Annotated in this window: 16 protein-coding genes; 5 read left to right on the plus strand and 11 right to left on the minus strand. The window is 69.0% G+C overall.

The genetic code is table 11. The features are described from left to right. Positions 1-1,338 (plus strand): MFS transporter, encoded by a 1,338-nt coding sequence (locus ABZS29_RS09900; protein WP_355460276.1) that lies wholly within the window; start codon positions 1-3, stop codon positions 1,336-1,338. Here the strand turns inward: ABZS29_RS09900 and ABZS29_RS09905 are convergent. The 4 genes from ABZS29_RS09905 to ABZS29_RS09920 all read right to left on the minus strand — a co-directional run bounded on the left by ABZS29_RS09905 (position 1,240) and on the right by ABZS29_RS09920 (position 5,547). Beyond that, entirely contained in the window at positions 1,240-2,427 is a 1,188-nt protein-coding gene (locus ABZS29_RS09905; RefSeq protein ID WP_355460278.1) for an ABC transporter permease, read from the minus strand. The genes ABZS29_RS09900 and ABZS29_RS09905 overlap by 99 nt on opposite strands. A gap of 80 nt (positions 2,428-2,507) precedes the next feature. After that, positions 2,508-3,203 carry an ABC transporter ATP-binding protein gene (locus ABZS29_RS09910; RefSeq protein WP_355460280.1) on the minus strand — a complete coding sequence of 232 codons (696 nt, stop codon included), beginning with the start codon at positions 3,201-3,203 and terminating at the stop codon, positions 2,508-2,510. Further along, positions 3,200-4,495 (minus strand): peptidoglycan-binding protein, encoded by a 1,296-nt coding sequence (locus ABZS29_RS09915; RefSeq protein ID WP_355460282.1) that lies wholly within the window; start codon positions 4,493-4,495, stop codon positions 3,200-3,202. The genes ABZS29_RS09910 and ABZS29_RS09915 overlap by 4 nt, the downstream gene beginning before the upstream one ends. After that, positions 4,492-5,547, minus strand: a complete 1,056-nt coding sequence (locus ABZS29_RS09920) for a hypothetical protein (protein ID WP_355460284.1) — start codon at positions 5,545-5,547, stop codon at positions 4,492-4,494. The genes ABZS29_RS09915 and ABZS29_RS09920 overlap by 4 nt, the downstream gene beginning before the upstream one ends. A 112-nt stretch (positions 5,548-5,659) precedes the next feature. On the opposite strand from ABZS29_RS09920, the gene ABZS29_RS09925 reads away from it, so the two are divergent. Beyond that, on the plus strand, positions 5,660-6,346 hold the full coding sequence (locus ABZS29_RS09925) for a response regulator transcription factor (RefSeq protein ID WP_355460286.1): 687 nt from the start codon (positions 5,660-5,662) through the stop codon (positions 6,344-6,346). Continuing rightward, complete coding sequence (locus tag ABZS29_RS09930; RefSeq protein WP_355460288.1) at positions 6,336-8,204, plus strand: ATP-binding protein; 1,869 nt, start codon at positions 6,336-6,338, stop codon at positions 8,202-8,204. Before ABZS29_RS09925 ends, ABZS29_RS09930 begins: the two co-directional genes overlap by 11 nt. Here the strand turns inward: ABZS29_RS09930 and ABZS29_RS09935 are convergent. Beyond that, on the minus strand, positions 8,176-9,147 hold the full coding sequence (locus ABZS29_RS09935; RefSeq protein ID WP_355460290.1) for a hypothetical protein: 972 nt from the start codon (positions 9,145-9,147) through the stop codon (positions 8,176-8,178). The two genes, ABZS29_RS09930 and ABZS29_RS09935, sit on opposite strands and share 29 nt — an antisense overlap. A gap of 49 nt (positions 9,148-9,196) precedes the next feature. On the opposite strand from ABZS29_RS09935, the gene ABZS29_RS09940 reads away from it, so the two are divergent. Further along, positions 9,197-9,616, plus strand: coding sequence for a hypothetical protein (locus ABZS29_RS09940; RefSeq protein WP_355460292.1), 420 nt, complete (start codon positions 9,197-9,199; stop codon positions 9,614-9,616). Further along, complete coding sequence (locus tag ABZS29_RS09945) at positions 9,613-10,242, plus strand: hypothetical protein (RefSeq protein ID WP_355460294.1); 630 nt, start codon at positions 9,613-9,615, stop codon at positions 10,240-10,242. The genes ABZS29_RS09940 and ABZS29_RS09945 overlap by 4 nt, the downstream gene beginning before the upstream one ends. On the opposite strand, the gene ABZS29_RS09950 is transcribed toward ABZS29_RS09945, so the two are convergent. Genes ABZS29_RS09950 through ABZS29_RS09975 form a run of 6 tightly spaced genes read right to left on the minus strand, consistent with a single transcriptional unit; the run spans position 10,199 to position 15,703 of the window. After that, on the minus strand, positions 10,199-11,185 hold the full coding sequence (locus tag ABZS29_RS09950; protein ID WP_355460296.1) for an LLM class F420-dependent oxidoreductase: 987 nt from the start codon (positions 11,183-11,185) through the stop codon (positions 10,199-10,201). The genes ABZS29_RS09945 and ABZS29_RS09950 overlap by 44 nt on opposite strands. Continuing rightward, positions 11,182-11,928, minus strand: a complete 747-nt coding sequence (locus ABZS29_RS09955) for an SDR family oxidoreductase (RefSeq protein ID WP_355460298.1) — start codon at positions 11,926-11,928, stop codon at positions 11,182-11,184. Before ABZS29_RS09955 ends, ABZS29_RS09950 begins: the two co-directional genes overlap by 4 nt. Then, entirely contained in the window at positions 11,925-12,584 is a 660-nt protein-coding gene (locus ABZS29_RS09960) for a histidine phosphatase family protein (RefSeq protein ID WP_355460300.1), read from the minus strand. The genes ABZS29_RS09955 and ABZS29_RS09960 overlap by 4 nt, the downstream gene beginning before the upstream one ends. Further along, positions 12,584-13,633: a phosphotransferase family protein gene (locus tag ABZS29_RS09965; protein ID WP_355460302.1), complete on the minus strand. Its 1,050-nt coding sequence runs from the start codon at positions 13,631-13,633 to the stop codon at positions 12,584-12,586. Before ABZS29_RS09965 ends, ABZS29_RS09960 begins: the two co-directional genes overlap by 1 nt. After that, positions 13,626-14,462, minus strand: coding sequence for an SDR family NAD(P)-dependent oxidoreductase (locus ABZS29_RS09970; protein ID WP_355460303.1), 837 nt, complete (start codon positions 14,460-14,462; stop codon positions 13,626-13,628). The genes ABZS29_RS09965 and ABZS29_RS09970 overlap by 8 nt, the downstream gene beginning before the upstream one ends. Continuing rightward, the gene (locus ABZS29_RS09975) at positions 14,459-15,703 is read right to left on the minus strand and encodes an acyl-CoA dehydrogenase family protein (protein ID WP_355460304.1); all 1,245 of its coding nucleotides are present in this window, start codon (positions 15,701-15,703) and stop codon (positions 14,459-14,461) included. Before ABZS29_RS09975 ends, ABZS29_RS09970 begins: the two co-directional genes overlap by 4 nt. Between the last annotated feature and the right edge of the window lie 30 nt (positions 15,704-15,733).

Genomic DNA, 15,733 nt, shown 5'->3' on the forward strand with positions numbered 1-15,733 from the left:
GTGCGGTTCATCCGGGATCTCGGGACGTTGTTGCGGCGGCGGGATTTCCGGCGGCTGTTCGCGGTGCGCTTGTCGTCGCAGTTCGGCGACGGGGTGTTCCAGGTCGCGCTGGCGTCGTACGTGCTGTTCTCGCCGGAGCGCGCGCCGGATGCGGCGGCGATCGCGGGGTTGTTCGCGGTCGCGTTGCTGCCGTACTCCGTGCTGGGGCCGTTCACCGGCGTACTGCTGGATCGGTGGTCGCGGCGGCAGATCCTGTTCGGCGCGAACCTGACCCGCGCGGCGCTGGTCTGCGTGGTCGGCGTGATCGTTGCGGCGGGCAACGCCGGGGTGCCGTTCTATCTGGCGGTGCTGCTGACGCTCGGCGTTAACCGGTTCCTGCTCTCCGGGCTGTCGGCCGGGCTGCCGCATGTGGTCGAGCGCGACGAGCTGGTGATGGCCAACGCCGTCACCCCAACCTCCGGTACGGCGTCCTTCCTGGTCGGCGGCGGCGTCGGGGCCGGCGTCAAACTCCTGGTCGACTCGGATCTCGCCGTACTGGGTCTGACCGTGCTCGTGTACGTCGGTGCTGCGCTCCTCGCCCTGCGATTGGGCCGCAACCAGCTCGGGCCGGACCTGCAGGGTGACGAGCCCGGGCTGGTCGAGGCGATCCGGACGATCGCGCACGGGCTGGTCGACGGCGGCCGGCATCTGCGGGAACGGCGGCAGGCCGCGCTCGGGCTGGCGGCGATCGGCTCGCTGCGGTTCTTCTTCGGGCTGATCACGGTCGCGATGATCCTGCTCTACCGCAACTACTTCTACGGTCCGGACCGGCTGGACGAAGCCTTCGGTGCGCTCGCGATCGCGACCGGGATGGTCGGGGCCGGCATCTTCGTCGCCGCTCTGGTCACGCCGTGGGCGACGCGGGTGATGACGCTGCGGCGGTGGATCACGGTGCTATTCGCGGCCGCGGCGGTGGTGACCGCCGTACCGGTCGGGTTGTTCACGCAGCCGGCGCTGATCGTCGGCGGGTTCCTGACCGGGTTCTGTGCGCAGGGCGTGAAGATCAGCGTCGACACCCTCGTGCAGACGGGTGTCGACGACGTCTTCCGCGGCCGGGTCTTCGCGCTCTACGACATGATCTTCAATGTCGGGCAGGTCTCCGCCGCCGCACTCGGTGCGCTGATCCTGCCCGACAACGGGAAGTCCTACCCGGTGCTGGCCTTCATCGTGCTCGGGTTCGCGCTGACCGCGGTGCTCTACTCACGCGCCGCGCAGCGCGGTGATCGGCTGGATGGCGGAGGCCTTCCAGGCGGGGTAGGTCCCGGCGATCAGGCCGATGACCGCACCCAGCAAGGGTGATCCGAACGCCAGTTTGTTGTCCAGGATCGGCGTCCAGTCGTTCGCGAACGACACTCCGACGGTGAGCAGTACGCCGACCGCCGTACCGAGTAGACCGCCGAGCAGCCCCACGATCACGCTCTCGACCAGGAACTGCGCGGCAATGTGTCGTCGCGCGGCGCCCAGGGCTCGGCGCAGGCCTATCTCGCCGATCCGTTCGAGGACCGAGAGCAGCGTGACGTTGGCGATCCCGAGACCGCCGACCAGCAGTGCGACCGCTCCCAGCAGCAGGAACAGCACGTTCAGGTCCGACTCGACCCCCTTCCGGACGGCGCCCTGCTTCGGCGGCGCGTCGACCGTGAGGGTGCTCGGGTCGTTCGGCTGGATCGCCTTCGGCGCCTGACCGGCGATCAGTTGCGCCGCGCCGACCGCGGTCCGGATCTCGATCGCGTCCGGCGACTTCAGCCCGTACGCCGCTTTGGCCGTCCCGTTCGGCATGATCACCGCGTCGTTGAGCTCGGCGCGGCCGGAGACCGAATCGAGGATGCCGATCACCGTGTACGGCTCGTCGCCGATGAAGATCGCGGGTGCGGAGTCGACCCGGTTGATTCCGAGCCGCTCGGCCGCATGCTTGCCGAGGACAACCACCTTGTCAGCGCGCTGGTCGTGCCCGGCGTCGAAGAACCGCCCGGTCTTCAGTACGGCCCGGATCGCGTCGAACAGACCCGCCGAACCAGACATCACGGTCAAGGCCTTGCCCTCACCGCCGTTCAGACCGGCCACACTGCTCACCAGATCGGCACCGACGTCGACGACGCTGACCGTGCCGACCGCATCGACGCCGTTCAGCCGCGCCAGCCGATCCGGCGCGTCCCACGGCAACTCGGTCGCCGCCTCGCCCTCCTGCCCGTTCTTCTCCCCCGGCGCGACCACCACCCGGGTCGCCTGCGCCAGATCGAACTTCTGACTGATCTGCCCGGCCGCCGTCTGCCCGAGCCCGACCGTCCCGACGAGAGCCGCGACGCCGAGGACGGTGCCGAGCGTGGTCAGGATCAGCCGAGTCGGCCGAGCCGCAACTCCCGCCAAGGCTTCGTCCAGGACGTCGCGCACCGCCGGCCTGGACCGCTTCGCTCGATGACCTGAAGTGGACGGCCCGCCGGTGGGATCAGCCGGGGGGCCTGCTGGTGGGGTCACCACTGGAGCGTCCCGTCGACGATGCGGACGCGGCGTTGGGCGCGTTGGCTGACGTGGTCGTCGTGGGTGATGACGGCGAGCGTCATCCCGCCGGCGTGCAGTTCGTCGAAGAGCTCGAGGATGGCTTCGGCGTTGACGCTGTCCAGGTTGCCGGTGGGTTCGTCGGCGAGCAGCAGGCTGGGTTCGGCGACCAGGGCCCGGGCGATGGCGACGCGTTGGCGTTCACCGCCGGAGAGCGTGGACGGGCCGAACTCCATCCGGTGCGCGAGCCCGACGCGTTCCAGCGCGACCCGGGCTCGGGCCATCCGCTCCCGGCGCGGGACTCCGACGTACACCATCGAGAGCGCGACGTTCTCGAGCACGGTGCGGTGGGCGAGCAGGTGGAACGACTGGAAGACGAAGCCGATCCGCTCCCCGCGCAGTACGGCGCGTCGCCGCTCGCGAAGGCTCATCGTGTCGACGCCGTCCAGGCGGTAGACGCCGCTGCTCGGGTTGTCCAGCAGCCCGAGCAAATGCAGCAATGTGGACTTGCCGGAGCCTGATGGGCCGACGATCGACAGGTACTCGCCCTGCCGGATCACGAGGTCGACGTCCCGGATCGCCTCGACTTCGGGTGGTCCGGGGAAGACTCGGCGGACGCCGATCATCTCCACCACGGGCGCTGGGAGCGCGACTGCGAGCGAGGTGCTCATTTGCCGACCACCACTTGGTCGCCCGCATCGAGTTTGGCGTCACCGGTCGGCGTCACCGCGGCGTATCCGTCGGCGGTCAGCCCGACCTTGACCGGCACGAGCTCGGTCTTGCCGTTGCGCACGACCTCGACCCGGGAGCCGCCGTCCGAACCGGCCGACAGCGCCGCGACCGGCACGGTCAGCACCTTGCCGTTCGTGCTCTTCACCGGGATGGTCACCTTCACGTTCGCGTCCCGGAGCTGTTCGAGCTGCTTCGGAGTGAGCTTGTCCGGCCCGACGACAACGTCGTACGAATCGCCCTTGCGGGTCAGGCGCTTCACCTTCGCCTTCACAGTCGAGCCGTCGCCCAGCGTCAGCTCGGCCGTCATCCCGGCCTTCAGGTGCTCCGCGGCGGCCGCATCCACCTTGACCGTGACGACGAGGGCCGCACCGCTGGCCGACATCACCGCGCCACTCGCCGTACCGCCGCGCTCGACGTTCACCTTGTCGACCCGGCGCGGCAGCGACTTCACGTAGACGACCTCCGCGACCGGCAGCGGCGTCTCCGCCTTCAGCTCGGCCTCGTCCTGCGCCTCGCGGGCGTCCTCCAGCGCTTCCTTGGCGTCCGTGACCGCGCCCTTCTGGACGGTGAGGTCCGGCGCCTTGGCCTTCTTGGCCTGGGCGAGCTGCGACTGTGCCTGCCGGAGCGCCTTCTTCGCGGCGTCGGTCGCCTTCTTGGCCTGCTCCGCGGCATCCTTCAGCTGCTGATCCGCCTCGGGCGCGTCGTACCCGGCCTTCTCGTACAGCTCCCGTACGGCGCGCGCCGTACCGGAGTCGTACTTGCCGTCGACACTGCCCGGGTCGAACCCGAGCCGGTCGAGCGTCCGCTCCAGCTGCAGTACGTCGGGCCCTTTGCTGCCCGGCGTGAGTGACCGGTACATCGGCAGGACGCCGGCCAGTGCGATCACCGGCCGGCCGACGATCTCGAGGAGCGCCTTCGCCTCGGTGATGGTCGCACCGACCCCGGGCACCTTACCGGTCACGATCGCCGGAGTGGTCAGGCCGCTGGTCTCGACGCGGATGTTCACCGCGCCGTCGAACGACGCGTCACCACGGCCGACCACCTTGCTGGCCAGCGCCTTCTTCTCGACCGGCACCGTGATCTGGGACGCCTTCGGCGGGGCGGTCTTCGCGGCCGCGTCCTCCGGCGAGGTGATCCGGGCGCCGGCCACGACGCCGACCCCGAGCGAGGTGGCCGCGAGCGCAGCCACCCCGACCAGGATCTGCCGCCGCGACTTGGGTCCTGCGGTCACCGGTTCGCCATTCCGTCGCGGTACGCCTCGAGCTCCGCCTTGTGCTGGGCGACGAACTCCTTCTCCAGCTCGTACTGCACGGTCTTGAACTGCGCGTCGTACGACTTGGCCTTGCACTTCTGGTCGGCCACGGCCAGCTCGGTCTCGGCCTTGCGCAGGTCACCCAGCTTCGCCGCGTCGACCTTGTCGAACGACGGCGGTCCGCCGATCGTCACGTTCGGGCCGCTACCGGGCTTGTCCTGGGGCTTGTTCCCGGTCAGCTCGTCCAGCTTCTTCTGGATCGAGGCGCGCGGGTCCTCGATCTTGGTGAAGCCGGCGTGCCCGGCGTCGGCCAGGCAGTCCGACCAGGCCTTGGTGGCGTCCACGACCCGCTGGTCGTTGTTGACCCGCTTGTTCAGTGCCTCGAGGTCCTTGAACAGGCCTTCGTACTTCTTGAAGTCGTCCTGGTGCTTCGCCGGGTCGCCGTACGCCTCGGTGAAGGCCTTCCCGCGGCACCCCATGTCGATCGGCTTGCCCGCGTCCTGCGGTGAGATCGCGATCGCCGTACCGTTGCCGGCGCCCTTCCCGTTGAGGGCGTCGTCGTACGCCGTCTGTGCGGTCTTCGAGAGGGCGTCGCGGATCTTCTTGTTGGGGTCGTTCGCGTTGTCCTCGGCGCCGGCCTTGGACCAGTCGATGGTGCTGATGCCATAGCCGTACTGCTCGGCGAACTTGTCCGGCGGCAGGTCGAAGGCCTCGGCGAACTTGCCCTTCGTCTTCTGCTCCGGCGGGACGGCGACGTACTCGAAACCGGCGGTCTTCATACAGGCGACGATCGAGTCCTCGACCTTGCGCTGTTTGGCCAGATCCTCCTCGGTCGACTCTCCGGAGCCACCGGCCCGGGTCGCGCGCATCATCCCGCCGCCGGAACTGACGAACCCGTCGCCCATGTACTCGGCCAGCGGACTCTTGTCGCTCTTGCTGTCGCCGGCGACCGGCGCCTTGTCCTGGTTGTTCCCGCAGGCTGCCAGCGCCAGAACGGCCAGGGCGGCAAGTGCGGTCCGTGAGGTTCTCATGGGCTGGAGCGTGCCGCCCGGGCCGTGAAGAACCTGTGAAGGACCGGTTTGCACTCGATGCTCTCAGTCGATCTTCATCGGATTCTCATGATGTTCAGGGACATTGGGGAACATGCCTGCCCGGATCCTGGTTGCCGAAGACGACGTGAAACAGGCGGAGCTGATCCGGCGCTATCTCGAGCGGGAGGGCCATCTGACCGTCGTCGTGCACGACGGCCGGGCCGCCATCGACGAGGCCCGCCGGCGCAGCCCCGACCTGCTGGTGCTGGACGTGATGATGCCGAAGGTCGACGGTCTGGACGTCTGCCGGGTGCTCCGGGCCGACGGCGATGTTCCGATCATCATGCTGACCGCGCGGTCCACCGAGGACGACCTGCTGCTGGGGCTGGATCTGGGTGCAGACGATTATCTGACCAAGCCGTACAACCCGCGCGAACTGGTGGCCCGAGTGCGGACGGTACTGCGGCGCACGCGGAACCGCGGCGAGGGTGAGGTGTACCGCGTGGGTGAGCTGGAGATCGACCCGAGCCGGCATGAGGTGCGGCTGAGCGGAGAGCTGGTGGAGGTGACGCCGGCGGAGTTCAAAATCCTCGCGTGCCTGGCCGCGTCACCCGGGCGGGCGTACTCGCGGCAGCAGTTGCTCGAGCACGCATTCGGCTTCGACCACTACGTGTTCGACCGGACGATCGACGTCCATGTGATGAATCTGCGGAAGAAGCTGGGCGGATCGGCGTACCTGCGGACCGTGTACGGCGTGGGCTACAAGCTCGCCGACAAGGTGGTGTCCGATGCGTCGTAGCCTGCTGGTCCGGTTCCTCGGCCTCTCGCTCGCGGTCGCGCTCGGCGCGGTGCTCGCCACCGCGGTGATCGCGACGTACAGCACGAAGGAGAAGCTCCAGGGCGAGATCGACGCGAACACCGGCCAGCTGCAGGTCGACGGTCAGGTGTACGCCGAACTGAGCGACTACGCGATGAACCACACCAGCTGGTCCGGTGTCGACAAAGAGGTCCATCGACTCGCCGACGAGACCGGGCGCCGGATCGCGCTCACCAAGCCCGACGGCACGGTGATCGCGGATTCGGCCCGGATGCTCGGCGCCGCACCGGAGCTTCCTTCGGTGCCTGCGGCAACCATTGACGCCCGGGGCTCGGGCGGCGTGGCGTTCTCCGGTACGTCGGCCAAGGTGTCGGGGCGGGCGGTCGCCGTACCGATGATGCCGATGGCAACCGTCACGCGAGCGACCTTCTCGGCCTTCGACTCGCAGTGGGGTCTCAGCGACACGGAGAAGGCGCAGCGCAAGTTGCTCGCGGAAGCGGCGAACCGTTGCTACCAGGCCAACGGGCTGGGGGCCTCGATCACGGTCAGTGCGGGCCGGCCGCTCGTGGCGATCGACTCCGCTGCTTCGGGCGGCGCCTCCGTCCAGCCGTCCGCTCCGTTGGCGGTGCAGAGCGACGACGGGCTGGATCCTTGCTATCCCAAGGAGCTGAACGCGCCGAGCGCCAAGGCGAAGCTGGTCAACGACGATCAGATCCGGCGGGCTTCCGAATGCCTGCAGACTGCCGGAGTTCCGTTCACCCGCGCCGCGTCGCCGGACGGTCTGCAGGTGGTCACGCCTGCCGAGGGGTATGAGGACCGCGACGGCAAGTTCGTCCAGTGCGTAACGAACGCGCAATCACAGGCCATGGCGCCGTACGTGGCACCGACGGCGAAGCTCTATCTGGGCTCGAAGAGCGCCTTCAACGTCTTCTCCGGTGAAGGCATGCTCCGTACCGCGGCGACCGCGCTCGGCGTGATGCTGATCGCGGCGCTGGTGATGCTGCTGACCGGACGCCGGCTGGTCCGGCCGATCGTCGCGCTCACCGGCGCGGCGCAGCGGATGCGGAACGGCGACCACGCGGCGCGGGTGCCGGTGACCGGCAAGGACGAGGTCGCGCGACTCGGGCACGCGTTCAACGCGATGGCCGAATCCATTCAGCGCAGCGACTTCCAGCGGAAGGCCATGGTGAGCGATGTCGCCCACGAACTCCGAACCCCCTTGGCCAATATCAAGGGCTACCTGGTCGCGTCGGAGGACGGCGTCGTACCGCTCGACGGAGAGCTCGTCACCTCGCTGCTGGAGGAGACCGGCCTGCTCGAACACCTCGTCGCCGACCTGCAGGACCTCGCGCTGGCTGACGCCGGCATGCTCCGCCTGCACCCGGCCCCGCGAGACCTGAGCGAGCTCGCCCAGCAAGTCGTCCTCGCCCACCGCCCGGCTGCCGAGACCGCCGGCATCACGCTGACCGCCGACGTACCGGCCGAGGCCGTCGCCTCGATCGACAGCGCCCGCATGCGCCAAGCCCTGGGCAACCTGGTCTCGAACGCGATCCGCTACACCCCGACCGGCGGCACCGTCGTCGTCGGCGTCCGCCGCGTCGCCGACGGCTACAACCTCACCGTCACCGACAGCGGCACCGGCATCGCCGACCAGCACCTCCCGCATCTGTTCGACCGCTTCTACCGCGCGGAGCAGTCCCGCAACCGCTCGACCGGCGGCAGCGGCCTGGGCTTGGCCATCACCAAACACCTCGTCGAGGCGCACCAAGGCCGCATCACCGTCACCAGCAAACTCGGCGAAGGGTCGGTCTTCACGCTGTGGCTTCCGCGAGGTACTTGAGCGGGATCTCGGCCCGCGCGCGGAGCTCCACCAGGTCGGCGTGCGGGATCAACCGCACCCAACTGACGAGCCGATGCACGCGCTCCAGCGCCTCGGTCGCCACCAGCTCGGCACGCGGACCACCTGTTCGGGCGAGATAGATGGCGTACAGCTCCTCACGATCCTTGGTCGGCAGCGGCGCGCCGGTCCACTCGACGACCGAGGCGAGGAAGCTGTGCAGGGAGACGAACGGGTGTCCCCAGATCGCGTTGCCGAAGTCGAAGAAGCGTGGCCCGGCGGCGAAGACGTTCGCCGCGTAGACATCGTTGAGCTCGAGGCCGAGCGGGACGCTGTCGCTGAGCGACGCCAGCCGCTCGTCCAGTGCGTCGGCCGCGGCCTCAGCCCGGTGGAGCTCCCCGGCCCCCAGCTTGAGCGGATGCCCGGACGGCAGCGCCGCCCACGCCCGGGCGATCTCCCGCAGCCGATCGCCAGCCTCACACGGTGCCAGCCTCACCATCCCCGGCGGCGGCTCGAGCTCTTTCCGTACGGCGCATTGCAGCTGAGCCAGCGCCTCGACGACCTTGCGCCGCGTCGCCTGGTCCGCCACATCGCGATGCCACAGCGTCGGCCCATGATCCGCCGCGAGCAACCACCCACGCTCACGGTCAACCGCCAGCGGCACGATCACCTGATCCGGCGCCAACCGCGCGAGCTCGTCCACCAGCCCAGCCTCGAACCGATGCCCCGGATTGTTCTCCTTGAACCACACCACGCCGCCACTCGTGCGATAGCACCTGGTCACGGACCAAAGCCTCGCGCGGTAGGTCAGCGGCTCCCCGATGATCCGGCCGTCAATCCGCTCCGCCACCCAGGCATCGACAAGGCGGTTCCACTCCGGCGACAGCCACCGGCGTACCCATTGTCCGTCGGCGTCCGGACCGAGCGGTCTTGCGATGGGCAGCATGCGCGGGAGGTTAGCGGTCGGGACCGACAGCCCGCCGTACGATCGGGCCATGGCGGAGCGGCGGGCTCGGGTGGCGGACGTGCATGCGATTGCTCGGTCGATGCCGTTCGTGACGGTGTGGGAGCGGGACGACGGGACCGAGCGGCCGGTGTATCAAATCGGGGGGAAGTCGTTCGTATTCTTCCGGACGGCTCGGCCCGACGCCGTCGATCCGGAGACCGGGGAGAAGTACGACGACGTGATCATGATCTGGACCGAGTCCGAGGACGAGAAGCTGGCGTTGATCGCCGACGCGGCGACGCCGTTCTTCAGTACGCCGCACTTCGACGGACACCCGTCGGTGCTGGTGCGGGCGAGCCGGATCGGTGAGCTGTCGAAGCAGGAGCTGGCCGAGATCATTCAGGACGCCTGGTTGTCGCGGGCCTCGAACCGGCGGGCCACCAACTGGCTCAAGGAGCATCGCCTGTGAGCTACCCGCCGCCGGGCGGAATCGCCGCCCCCGACTACGGCCGCCCGCCCCGGAAGAACCGCGCCGGCCTGTTCATCGCGCTGATGCTGGTGCTGCTGATCGCGGTGCTCGGTACCGGCGTCTATGTCGCCACCAAGGTGGTCTCGAGCATCAAGCCGGATCCATCGACGCCGCCACCGGCGCCGGTCACCTCGGTCGCGCCGCCGCCGAAGCCGACGACGTCCGCGAAACCGAACTCGACCACGTCGGCCAAGCCGCGGCCGACCACCTCCGTGAAGCCGAGGGTCACGGCGAAGCCCGTTCCGGTCAAGCCTCTCCCGGTCACGCCGGCTCCGAGCAACTCGGCGCAGGTCGCGGCGCGGTTCGCGGCGCGCTTGAACGCGAACGATGCCGACGGCGCGACGGCGCTCGCCTGTGCGGATACCAAGCAGTCGATTCCGGTGGTGATGCGGCAGTTCGTGCGGCAGCCGGCTTCGCTGACGGTCAGCAAGGCTGCGGTCAGCAAGGCGGGGCCGATCGAGGTGTTCTCCCTGAGCGGCAGCATGAGGGATGCGGCCGCCGGCGGGATCCTCGTGGTGGAAATTACTGGTCGGCCGTGCGTGAAGTCGTTCCTTCTGCGCCCCTAGGCGCGAGGGCTCGGGCGGTCTCGATCAGGCTCGTACCCGTCGGCAGCGTGGCGATGATCGGGGTGTCGAGGCCGTTCGCCGCGTACCGATCGATGTGGGCTCGGCACTCTTCCGCCGTACCGTGGACGATCAGCGAGTCGAGAACCTCAACCGGTACGGCGGCCATCGCGGCGTTGCGGTCGCCGGCCGCCCACGCGTCGCGCATCGGCTTCATCGCGGGACCGCGGCCGAGCCAGTCGTGGAAGGCGGCGTAGCCGGGGACGGTCAGGTAGGTGGCGATCAGGTAGCGGCCGATGTTGCGGGCCATCTCGGCGTCGTCGGTGACGCAGACGAAGATCCGGGCGGCCAGCTCCTTGTCGGGGCCGAGCTCGGCGCGGACCTGGCGAACGTCGTCCGCGGACAGCCAGTTGGTGATCGCACCGTCGGCCTCCCGCGCGGCAAGCTTCAGCATCTGCGGCCGGAGCGCCGCAAGCATCAGGGCAGGCGGCACATCCGGCGCCTTCTCCAGCCGGAACCGGTTGATCGTGAAACTGTCGAACGTCCCGTCGACCTTCTCCCCCGCGAACGCCTGCCGCAGAAACCGCAGTACGTCGCGAGTCCGCGCGTACGGCGGGTCGTACGCGATCCCGTTCCACCCGGTCACGATCGTCTCCGACGACGCCCCGATCCCGAGCACGAACCGCCCGGGCGCGAGATCGGCCAACGCCGCCGCACTCATCGCCAGCGCAGCGGGTCCCCGCGTATGCACCGGTACGACGGCCGTCCCCAAGCGCAACTGGTCGTCCCACTCGGACGCGAGCACCAGCGGCGTGAACGCATCCGCGCCGGCCACCTCGGCCGACCACAGATCGGTGTAGCCGAGCGCCGCCAGCTCGGTGATCAACGGCCGGTGGTCACGCAACGGCACCCCGGTCAACGGAACGGTCAGACCCCAGCGAGTCACATCCACCTCTTCACCAACGGCAGCGGGGCGAAGCGCATCACCCACGACAGCGGAGCCCACGGCCAGGCCGGCACGTAGGCCTTCGGCTTCTCCGCCTCGATGGCGGCGACCATCGCCCGCACTCCGGGCACGGTGTCGACGATCAGCGGAGTGTTCTGCACCCGGTCGTTCATCTCCGACCGGATGTACCCGGGATAGATGGTGCTGACCTTGATCGGCCGGCCGAGGAACTCCATCCGCAGTCCTTCGGCGAGCGAGGCCAGCCCGGCCTTGGTCGCGGCGTAGGTGGTGATCGAGCGCGGGAGGCCGCGCAGGCCGCCGATCGAGGAGATGAACACGAGATGCCCGGCGTTCCGCTCCCGGAACAGCTCCAGCGCTGCCTCGGCCTGGGTGAGCGCGCCGACGAAGTTCGTCATCGCGGTCTCGCGGTTGGCGTCGTACCGGCCGGTGCCGAGCGCCGCGCCCTTGCCGATGCCGGCGTTCACGATGATCCGGTCGAGTTGGCCGTGCGCCTTGTCGGCCTCGCGAAAGACGGTGAACACCTGCTCGTCATCGGTCACGTCGAGCTTGTGGATCGTGACGGTGAGCCCGGGATGCTTGCCGCGGATCTCGTCGCGAAGGGCGGCGAGCCGGTCCTCGCGCCGCGCGGTAAGCGCGAGGTTGTGTCCCTTGGCCGCGAACTGCCGCGCCATCTCCTCGCCGAGTCCGGCACTCGCGCCGGTGATCAAGATGTTCCGTCTCATCGGTAGGTGAGCTCCTGCTGATCGAGGTGGCCGTGCTCGTTGTAGCTGACCACAGTCAGTCCGCTGCGACCGGACACGACCTTCGTGATCGCGGTGTTGATCGTGACCGGGTTCAGCTTGGGCCACAGTCCGTCGCCATCGGACAGCAGCCGGCTGACCACGGCCGCGATCGGTCCGCCCGAGGTGAAGACCAGCGCGGTCTCCCCTTTGCCCAGCCGCCCGGCAGTACGCCGTACTGCGTCTTCGGAGCGGTCGCAGAACGCCTGGAACGTCTCGGTGTAGCCGTCGCTGCCGTCGATCCAGCGGTCGGTCGCCGCGGTGAACATCTGCTGGAACGCCCGCTTCGGGTTCCCCGTCCGGGCCAGGTCCGCGATCATCAGCGCCCGCACCCGGTACGCCGGTTTGTGCGCGACGATCACCTGGTCGTGGTCGAACTCGTCGTACCCGTGGTCGATCTCCGGAGCGAATCCTGCCAGCTCGGCCGTCTGCGCGTGCCGGTGCATCGATCCCGAGACGACCAGCTCCGGCCGCACTCCGCGAGTACGCAGAACGTTGCCAAGAGCAACCGCCTGCCGCTCACCGAGATCGGACAGCTTGTCGTAGTCCCGCGCACCGAAGGACGCCTGCGCATGCCGGACGAGATAGATGACCGCCATCAGGCCTGCCGGATGATCCGTCGGCAGCGGCGCTCGAGCAGGTTCACCGGGAGCCAGAAGTTCTTGAAGCGTGGGTTGCGGGTTTGCTTGTGGTGATAGCGGTAGTAGATCTGCTGCGCGATCACCGCCAGCCGGAAGAGACCGAACACCTCGTAGAACGCCCAGTTCTCCGGCTTCAGCCCGGACCGCTCGGTGTAGTAGGCAACGACCTCGGCGCGGGTCAGCATCCCCGGCGCGTCCGACGGCTGTAGGCGGAACCGGCGGAACGCCCAGTCGTCATCGGCCTGCACCCAGTACGCGAGCGCGCTGCCGAGATCCATCAGCGGATCGCCGAGCGTGGCCAATTCCCAGTCCAGGATGCCGGCCACTCGCTGCGGATCGTCCGGAGCCAGTACGACGTTGTCCAGCCGGAAGTCGTTGTGGATCACGCAGGTGCGGACGTCGGCCGGCTGGTTCGCCGCGAGCCACGCCATCACCTTCTCGTAACTCGGCACGTTCCAGGTCTTCGCCTTGCGGTACCGGTCGGACCAGCCGCTGACCTGGCGGCCGACGTACCCGGCACCGCGGCCGAGGTCGGCGAGGCCGGCCGCGGCGGGGTCGACCTCGTGTAAGTCGACAAGTCGATCGATCAACGTGCGGCAGAGCTGGCCGGTCCGCTCGGGCGTCAGGTCGACGCCGAGCTCGGAGCGGCGCGGGATCGTGCCGGCGACCCGCTCCATCACGTAGAACTCCGAACCGATCACCGCGTCATCGGCGCAGTGGGCAACCATCGTCGGGACGTACGGGAAGACCGGCTTCAACGCGGCCTGAATCCGGTACTCGCGGCCCATGTCGTGCGCGCTCTTCGCCTTGGTCCCGGCCGGTGGGCGGCGCAGGATCAGATCGTGTCCGGGATAGCTCAACAGGTAGGTCAGGTTGGACGCGCCGCCGGAGAACTGCTTGACCTCGGGTAGTCCGGTCGCCAACTCAGTGCGCTGCCGCAACCACGTGTCCATCGCGGCGACGTCGAAGGCGTCCTCGTCGCGGACCGCGCGAGCACCATCACCCATGTGTGGGGCCGGTCGGCGATTCCGCGGCGGAGGCTGTGTCTGCGCGCGGGGCGGCAGCTTCCGCGCGTCGATGAGCCTTGGTCGCGACCTTGCGCATCTGCCGGTCGTACAGCGGACGGGCCCAGCGCTTGGTCAGATACGCGGCCCGCGCGGGCCGGTCCGGGATGATCAGGAAGCGCTTCTTAGCGATCCCGGCCAGCACGACCGCCGCGATGTCGTCGGCAGTTCGTGGCGACTTGTCGATCAGCTGGCGCGCGGCCGATCGCATGGCGTCGTCCGCACCCTGGAGCGAATCGGCCAGATTGGTGCGGAAGAACGACGGGCAGATCACCGACACCGTCACGCCGAACGGGCGCAGCTCGTGCGACAGCGTCTCCGAGAGCGCGACCACGCCGGCCTTGACTGTGTTGTACGAGCTCATCATCGGCGGGTGGACCAGCCCCGCCGCAGAGGCCGTGTTGACGATGTAGCCCGATCGCTGCCGCTTGAACACCGGTGTGAACGCGCGACAGCCGCGGACCACGCCCATCAGGTTGATGTCGACGACGCGGTCCCACTCGTCCAGGGTCTCGACGTCGATCCGGCCGCCGGTCGCGATCCCGGCGTTGTTCACCAGGATGTCGAGACCGTCCCAGTGCTCGTCGCACCAGGCGACCGCGGCCTCCCAGTCGGCGGGATTGCGGACGTCGAGTCGCAGATAAGGACCGTCGTCGCCGTCGTACGTCGTACCGACGTCGGTGCGGAGCACTTGGTGGCCTTGGGCAACAAACTGCGCGACCAGCGCCGCTCCCAGTCCGCTGGCTCCACCTGTGACGAGTACGCGGCTCATGCCTTTTCCTCCTTGTGGACGGCGAGGTAGCTAGCCAGTTCGATGCGTGCGACGACACCGCGGTGCACCTCGTCCGGGCCGTCGGCCAGGCGGAGTGCTCGCGCGCTGGTCCAGGCGGCCGCGAGCGGGGTGTCGTCGGAGAGTCCGCCACCGCCGTGCAGCTGGATCGCCATGTCGATCACGTCCTGCGCCATCCGCGGTACGGCGACCTTGATCTGACTGACCTCGCTGAGCGCACCCGCGAGCCCGACCGTGTCGAGCAGGTACGCCGTCTGCAGCACCAGCAACCGGGCCTGGTTGATCGCGATCCGGGCGTCGGCGATGCGCTCCCGGTTCCCGCCGAGGTTGACCAGCGGCTTGCCGAACGCCTGCCGGCTCGTACCGCGCTGCAACGCGAGCTCGAGGGACTTCTCGGCCAGGCCGATCAGCCGCATGCAGTGGTGCACGCGGCCCGGACCCAGCCGGCCCTGGGCGATCTCGACGGCACGACCCGGGCCGACCAGGATATTGCTCGCCGGCACCCGGACATCGGTGAACGACACCTCGCCATGGCCGAACGGTTCGTCGTACCGGCCCATCGCGGGCAGCAGCCGCTCGACCTTCACGCCGGGGTGGTTGCGGGGGACCAGCACCATCGTGTGCCGCGCGTACCGGTGGGCGTCCGGGTCGGTGAGGCCCATGAAGATCAGCAGCTCGCACTCGGGGTTGCCGACCCCGGTGCTCCACCACTTGCGGCCGTTGAGGACGACCTCGTCACCCTCGACGATCGCGGTCGCGGCCATATTGGTCGCGTCCGACGAGGCGATACCGGGCTCGGTCATGCAGAACGCGGACCGGATCGTGCCGTCCAGCAACGGTTCCAGCCACTGCTTCTTCTGCTCGTCGTTGCCGTAGCGCAGCAGCACTTCCATGTTGCCGGTGTCGGGCGCGTTGCAGTTGAAGATGTACGGCGCGATGAACGACCGGCCGGTCAGCTCCGCGATCGGGGCGTAGTCGAGGTTCGGCAGACCTTCGCCGTACTGCTCGTTGCCAGGCTCGGCGGGTGGGAGGAACAGGTTCCACAGACCCTGGGCACGGGCCTTGGCCTGCAGCTCTTTGAACGCGGGCTGCGGCTGCCACGGATCGGCGGCGGCCCGGACGGCGGCATGCAGCTCCGTCTCGACCGGGTCGATCTCGGTCCGGATGAATTCTTCGACCCGCCCGATCAGATCCTGCGCACGGGCGGACGGTTCGAACCCCATCGCACTCCTTCCGAGGGTGACCAGGCGGGG

The sequence above is a fragment of the Kribbella sp. NPDC005582 genome (assembly GCF_040605415.1).
Lineage (GTDB): Bacteria > Actinomycetota > Actinomycetes > Propionibacteriales > Kribbellaceae > Kribbella.

Bases quoted from the DNA above. Each gene is read 5' to 3' on its own strand.
- ABZS29_RS09910 (WP_355460280.1), bottom strand. From the start codon at position 3,203: ATGAGCACCTCGCTCGCAGTCGCGCTCCCAGCGCCCGTGGTGGAGATG.
- ABZS29_RS09920 (WP_355460284.1), bottom strand. From the start codon at position 5,547: ATGAGAACCTCACGGACCGCACTTGCCGCCCTGGCCGTTCTGGCGCTG.
- ABZS29_RS09925 (WP_355460286.1), top strand. From the start codon at position 5,660: ATGCCTGCCCGGATCCTGGTTGCCGAAGACGACGTGAAACAGGCGGAG.
- ABZS29_RS09930 (WP_355460288.1), top strand. From the start codon at position 6,336: ATGCGTCGTAGCCTGCTGGTCCGGTTCCTCGGCCTCTCGCTCGCGGTC.
- ABZS29_RS09935 (WP_355460290.1), bottom strand. From the start codon at position 9,147: ATGCTGCCCATCGCAAGACCGCTCGGTCCGGACGCCGACGGACAATGG.
- ABZS29_RS09940 (WP_355460292.1), top strand. From the start codon at position 9,197: ATGGCGGAGCGGCGGGCTCGGGTGGCGGACGTGCATGCGATTGCTCGG.
- ABZS29_RS09955 (WP_355460298.1), bottom strand. From the start codon at position 11,928: ATGAGACGGAACATCTTGATCACCGGCGCGAGTGCCGGACTCGGCGAG.
- ABZS29_RS09960 (WP_355460300.1), bottom strand. From the start codon at position 12,584: ATGGCGGTCATCTATCTCGTCCGGCATGCGCAGGCGTCCTTCGGTGCG.
- ABZS29_RS09965 (WP_355460302.1), bottom strand. From the start codon at position 13,633: ATGGGTGATGGTGCTCGCGCGGTCCGCGACGAGGACGCCTTCGACGTC.
- ABZS29_RS09970 (WP_355460303.1), bottom strand. From the start codon at position 14,462: ATGAGCCGCGTACTCGTCACAGGTGGAGCCAGCGGACTGGGAGCGGCG.
- ABZS29_RS09975 (WP_355460304.1), bottom strand. From the start codon at position 15,703: ATGGGGTTCGAACCGTCCGCCCGTGCGCAGGATCTGATCGGGCGGGTC.